The organism is Burkholderia sp. TSV86 (assembly GCF_001522865.1).
Lineage (GTDB): Bacteria > Pseudomonadota > Gammaproteobacteria > Burkholderiales > Burkholderiaceae > Burkholderia.
Map to the genome: position 1 here is coordinate 474,283 of NZ_LOWB01000116.1, position 5,842 is coordinate 480,124.

4 protein-coding genes are annotated in these 5,842 nt (G+C 61.3%); all 4 read left to right on the top strand.

Annotated features, from left to right (window positions below; genetic code table 11):
- Positions 1–218: 218 nt before the first annotated feature.
- The 4 genes from WS68_RS23560 to WS68_RS23570 all read left to right on the top strand — a co-directional run bounded on the left by WS68_RS23560 (position 219) and on the right by WS68_RS23570 (position 5,698).
- A complete protein-coding gene (locus WS68_RS23560) occupies positions 219–1,184 on the top strand; it encodes a hypothetical protein (protein WP_059573163.1) in 966 nt (321 codons plus the stop codon).
- 458 nt (positions 1,185–1,642) lie between these two features.
- Positions 1,643–2,068 (top strand): hypothetical protein, encoded by a 426-nt coding sequence (locus tag WS68_RS29650; protein WP_197419665.1) that lies wholly within the window; start codon positions 1,643–1,645, stop codon positions 2,066–2,068.
- A 498-nt stretch (positions 2,069–2,566) separates the two neighbouring features.
- Positions 2,567–3,910, top strand: coding sequence for a cytochrome P450 (locus tag WS68_RS23565; protein WP_231753097.1), 1,344 nt, complete (start codon positions 2,567–2,569; stop codon positions 3,908–3,910).
- Positions 3,911–3,958: 48 nt separating this feature from the next.
- Positions 3,959–5,698 (top strand): fatty acyl-AMP ligase, encoded by a 1,740-nt coding sequence (locus WS68_RS23570; RefSeq protein ID WP_156429635.1) that lies wholly within the window; start codon positions 3,959–3,961, stop codon positions 5,696–5,698.
- The last annotated feature ends 144 nt before the right edge of the window (positions 5,699–5,842 follow it).

Here is a 5,842-nt window from a genome sequence, read left to right on the forward strand (position 1 = left end):
TCACCCGGATTTACCCGACGTTGCGGCGATCCGATCGTCGAGCGCGCCCTGAACCGTGGCACGCGGCGCGAATAGGGCGCATCCGTGCGCATGGGGCGCGTAGTTGCCGGCGGTCGTCGAGATGTTCGATAATTTGCTTCCAGAAAGAGGGCTCTTGCGCGGAATCGCCGCCTGATGACGACATGGGCCTTGTTCTATTCACGTTTTTCGGGCCCGCTATGAGCCGCTTTGCCAAGCAACCGGTGTTCTATCCCGTGTCGGTGGTTTTTCTTGACGACAATCCGGATTTCCTCGACGCATTGCGCGGAATCTTCCGCAATGAACGCCTGCACCGTTTTTTTAACGCGCCGGACGACGCGTTGAATTTCATGTTGAAGCATGGCCGCCGTGCGACGCCACGGCGTTTATCGGGCACGGAATATTCGGAGTTCGAAAAGAAAGGCCTCAATGCATTCGGCCAGGACCCGCTGACCGACGCCGCGCGATTCGACGAAGTGGCAGCAATCGTCGTCGATTATCAAATGGGTGAGATCAATGGCGTCGAATTCCTTGCTTCTCTCGGCGACATTGCCTGCGCGAAAATCCTGCTCACCAGTGTGGCGAGCGAGCGCGAAGCCGTCGATGCATTCAATGACGGGTTAATCGATTTGTATCTGAAGAAGTCCGCGCCGGACATGACCCGGAAGCTGACCGCGGCGCTTGCTGACGCAAAGATGCGGCACTGCGCTGAAAGAGGGCACATCGGCGTGCACGGTATCGGGTCGGCGTATTGCGACTCCAGGGCGATAGCGGCGATGCGCACGATTGTCGAGCGCGAGCGCATCATCGAGTATTACTGGCGTCCTGAACAAAATGTCGTTCTGATGTTCGATGCCCATGGCCAACCGAGCGTTTTTCTTGCCTGGGACGACGACGAATGGGCGTTCCAGTGCGACGTTCTGACCGATGAGGGCGGAGATGCCGATATGCGGCGCGACATGGAGGCGCGCCGTATGATGCCGCTATTCTGGCCATTTCAGGCTTACCGGTCCGGGATGACGTCGATTCGATCGACCTTGCCGATCGCCATCCCTGGCTGGGATGGCGCTTTTTATGGCTGGTGCCCGGTGGATGCGCCGGTGCTCGACGTCGACACGTGGACGTTTGCTCGCTGGCGCGCTGCGCATGTCGGGCAAGGGCGCTGAGCAGCGTTGCCTCCATTTGTTGCTTAAGTAGGTATGCAGATGCCGGTAATGTCTTGTAGATGTCGGTCAGATCCGGCATCCGGCGGCGAGGCCCAGAACGCTGCCAAATGACGCCAGGAGTCGGGCCGAAGGTGGGCATAAATCTTATGCCTACCCGCCAGTTTAAATAAGAGGCTATGTCCTGCGTTTCAGGGGACGACTCCAATCAGTTCGCCTGGGCACGTGCGTCGCGCTCGCGGCTGATCGATCTTCGGCGGTCACTGCCGGCGCGGTACTCATAGCCTGGCATCCGTCATCAGCCGACGTACTTGGCGACGTGAAACGCGATACCGCAGGCACGCGGCCCGTGCTCAGCCGCACTGCCTCCTCGCCCCCAAAGCCGAAGCCCCGGCTCACGCATCTTAACCAGTGCAGGTTTCGCCGGGTCATTACCGCACCGGCCGTGCAACAAGCGCTTTGTGACCGACGACGGCACATTCGACGTCGAGATCCCGCGTGAGCATGAAGGCGCCTTCGCCCCGGTGCGAATTGCGAAGAGCAAGCGGCGCTTTACCGATTTCGATGACCGGTTCATCGCGGCGCACCCATTGGAAAGTCCAGCGTGGGATCGCTCCAATGAGTCGTTCCGCTTCCAGCTGAGCGGTTTCGGTTTCGCGTCAATACCGTTGTCCGCGCTGCACGCCGCAGCTGCGCACATACGGTTTTTCCGATTTCCGAGGCGTGGCCGATCCACACACGATCTGCCTGATGTCGGACGCGGCGTAACACACGACTGTTCTTCGCCACCGGTGCCGCTCATCACGCAAATAGCTAGTGCAGGGCATCACCCCGAATCTCGTCAGATCCGTTCGAAGGTCCGTAACACGTGCACAGTCTCGCTGTGATTTTTTAAATTATGTTTTTCAAAAATAGAAAAAATCGCGGGCATAGATCACTCTATTTATGAGGAATGGAGCGCATTCGATAAATTTTGTTTGGGTGTGAAAAAGAGAAAGTTGGCCATGTCGTTGGTTGTGAAAGTAAAATAGTAAACGGGATTTGATTTTGATTGGATAATTTTAAAAATTTGATTGATAACATTATTTTGGAAGATTTTTTGTGCCTCATTTGTAACTCATGAATTTGCAATGGGATTGGTTGTTGATGAGTTGATCGGAGTAAATCGGATGAACGTGCTGGCGAGCTGATGCGTGCGATTCAATGCCTCTTTGCGTCGCGTTCCTGGAGTGTCGAGACATGCGAATGACGAGGTATGCCCGCGGCTGTATCCGCTGATTTTTCGGGGGCAGGATATATCTAAGAAGGTTTGCAGTGTAATGAAGACGCTGAGAATACCAAACGGTCCGGGAGATCGATTGCTGGGCGTGCCGCACATTTGGGGGATGAGGCGGAATTTCCTGAAATTTTTCTCGAATTTACATCGGCTATACGGTGACGCCGTCCATATGCGAATACTGGGGCGCCGATATTTCAGTTTTTTTCATCCGGATTTGATCAGGGAGGTGCTCGTCGACAACGGCGATGCTTTTGTCCGCTGGGAAACCGGAATTCGCATTTTCACCAAGACCCACGGACTTGGCGTATTGACGTCGGAAGGCGATGTGTGGCGCCGCCAGCGACGTTTTTTGCAGCCGGTGTTCTCCACCCGAACGCTGGCCGATTTCGCGAAGCAGGTCGCCAGCGCGGCCGATGCCGCGCTGGAAAAACTGCCGGTCGGCGTGCCGTTCCGCTATGGTTCCGCGATGGGCGCGTTGGCCGTCGACGTGATTCTAGGCAGCATGTTCCGCAACGCGGCGCAATTTTCCGGCAGTGAGGTCGACCACGCGGTGACGTCGCTTGCCGAAGCCGCGTATCGCGATATGTTCATGCCGGTTCGGTGGCCCGACTGGCTGCCGTTTCCGACCGAGCGCGGCCGGCATCTTGCGATGCTGCGGCGGTTGATCGGTCAATGCGTGGCCGACCGCCGGCAGCACCCCGGCGGCTATCGCGATTGGGTCTCGCTGTTGCTCGAAGGGCAGGGCAGGGACAGCGGGCAGCCCGACGAACAGGAAATCTTCGATCAGGCGATCACGCTGTTCCTCACGCGTCACGAAACGACCGTCGCCACGCTCGAATGGATCGGCTGGGTGCTTGCGTCTCGCCCCGCGCTTGCCGCACGCGCGGCGGGCGAGGTCGATGCGGTGTTGGAAGGCCGCATGCCGGGCTACGACGACATCGCGAAGCTGCCGGTGCTCGGCCAGATGATTCGTGAAACGATGCGTCTTTATCCCGTCGCGCCCGCGCTGTTCATGCGTCAGGCGGTGCGCGACGTCGAAATCGGCGGCTGGGACGTGCCTAAGGGCTCGTTCGTCGCGCTGCAAAACTTCGAGGTTCATCGGGACCCGCGCTGGCATCCCGATCCCGATCGATTCGACATCGATCGCTTCGCGCCCGAAAACACGAAGCGCATCGCCCGCGGCGCGTACTTCCCGTTCGGCATGGGGCCGAGAGCCTGCGTCGGGATGAACTTCGCGCTGATGGAACTCACGATTGTCTATGCGCTGCTGCTGCAACGCTTCGAGTTGCGGCTCGCGCACGCTCAGACGGACCCCGGCTGGACGTTCACGGTCGCGTTACGGCCCGAACGGCCGGTGGAAATCGTTCTCACGCGCCGCGTCGACGCGCTCAATGTCAATGCACCAAGGGTCTTCGCCTGCGCGGCGAACGATTCCCAGGATGACCAATGACCGACGGGCGTGATCGCTCCCGCCGGCGGAAACCAAAAGGATTATCAGATGCAGCTGATCATCGATACTTTGTGCGCGAGATCCGCGGCGAGGCCCGAACAAACGGCGTTCGAATTTCTGTCGACGACGGGGGCGCCCCTCGCGGCGCTGAGCTATCGCGCGCTGGAGCGCGCGGCGGCTGGCGTGGCGGCGGTGCTGCGCGCGCGCGGCGTGCCCGCGGGCGCGCGCGTGCTGTTGCTGTGTCAGCCGGGGCCGGATTACGTCGCTGCGTTCTTCGGTTGTCTGCATGCCGGCGCGGTTGCGGTGCCGCTTTACCCGCCGAGAAACCGTCTTCACGTCGCACGGATCGTCAGCGTGCTGCGCGACGCGGGCGCGAGCCTCGTATTGTCCAGCCGCCAGAGCATTGAGCGGTGCGGCGCGTTCTTTGCCGAGCAAGGCGTATCCGAATCGATGCTCGTCGCCGTCGACGGCGATGCGCTTCGCGATGCCGAGCCGAACGCCCCGGCCGCGCAGCGCGCCGACGCGCTCGCGTTCCTGCAATACACGTCAGGTACGACAGGCGATCCGAAAGGCGTGATGATCTCGAACGGCAATCTCGCCCATCATCTTACGATGCTCAACGCATGGCTGGGCGGCGCGCCCGGCGGCACGATGGTGAGCTGGCTGCCGCCGTATCACGACATGGGGCTCATCAGCGGCCTGCTTGCGCCGGTGGCGGGCGGCTATCCGTGTGTGCTGATGCCGCCCGAGTCGTTCGCGCAGAATCCGTTTGTGTGGCTCGATGCGGTGAGCCGCCATCGCGCGACGATCAGCGGCGGCCCGAACTTCGCGTATGGGATGTGCTGCAAGCGCTTGACCGACGAGCAAATCGCGACACTCGACCTGAGCCGTTGGCGGCTCGCGTTCAATGGCGCGGAGCCTGTGCGGCAAAAGACGATCGACGCGTTCGCGACGCGTTTCGCGGCCGCGGGCTTCGAGCCTTCCGCGATGGCGCCGTGCTACGGCCTGGCCGAGGCCACGCTGCTGGTCGCGGGGCGTGAGCCGCACACATTGGCGCACGGGCTCGACGTCGATCGGCAAATTTTGCAGGACGAAGGCCGCGCGGCGCCCGCGCGCGACACATCGCCGATGGCCGGGGGCGACGCGGCGCGCTGGCGCTCGATTGCCTGCATCGGCCGCGTAACGGGCGACCAACATGTGTTGATCGTCGATCCGGAGTCGGGCGAGCGTTGCGCGGACGGCCGGGTCGGTGAGATCTGTGTCGCCGGGCCGAGCATCGCGCAGGGCTACTGGCGGCGTCCCGAGCTGAGCGATGCGGTGTTCCGCACGGTGCGCGACGGCGTGGCCGGCCGCGCATACATGCGCTCGGGCGATCTCGGCTTTCTGCTGGACGGCGAACTGTACGTGACAGGGCGTCTGAAGGACATGATCGTGATCTCGGGGCGGAACTACTACTCGGAAGATCTCGAGCAGACGGTCACGGCGACCCAGGAGAAAGTGGTTCAGAACGGCTGCGCGGCGTTCGTCGCGGACGATGACGAGCGGGAGAGCCTCGTCATCGTCGCCGAGATCGAGCGTGTCGAGCGTCACGGCAATCTGAACGATGTCGTGACGGACATCCAAAAAGAAATCTGGCTCAAGCACGAAGTCAATCCGCATTCGGTGTTCCTCGTCTCTCCGGGGCAACTGCCGAAGACGTCGAGCGGCAAGGTGCGCCGCAAGGCGTGCCGCCGGGCGCTCGAAGCGGGCGAACTCAAGGTGCTCGCTTACTGGAACGGCGCAGGCTGACGCTCGGCGCCGCGTGCGCTTTTCCTCACGGCCTTCCTTTTCGCGATTTCGTCTGACTTGCGTGCCGCCGCGCTCCGGGGCTCACGGCGCGCGGTTGTCGCTGCGTCGTCGCGCAACATCTCTTCCGGACTACTGGTGGACATC

Bases quoted from the DNA above. Each gene is read 5' to 3' on its own strand.
- WS68_RS23560 (WP_059573163.1), top strand. From the start codon at position 219: ATGAGCCGCTTTGCCAAGCAACCGGTGTTCTATCCCGTGTCGGTGGTT.
- WS68_RS23570 (WP_156429635.1), top strand. From the start codon at position 3,959: ATGCAGCTGATCATCGATACTTTGTGCGCGAGATCCGCGGCGAGGCCC.
- WS68_RS23565 (WP_231753097.1), top strand. From the start codon at position 2,567: ATGAGGCGGAATTTCCTGAAATTTTTCTCGAATTTACATCGGCTATAC.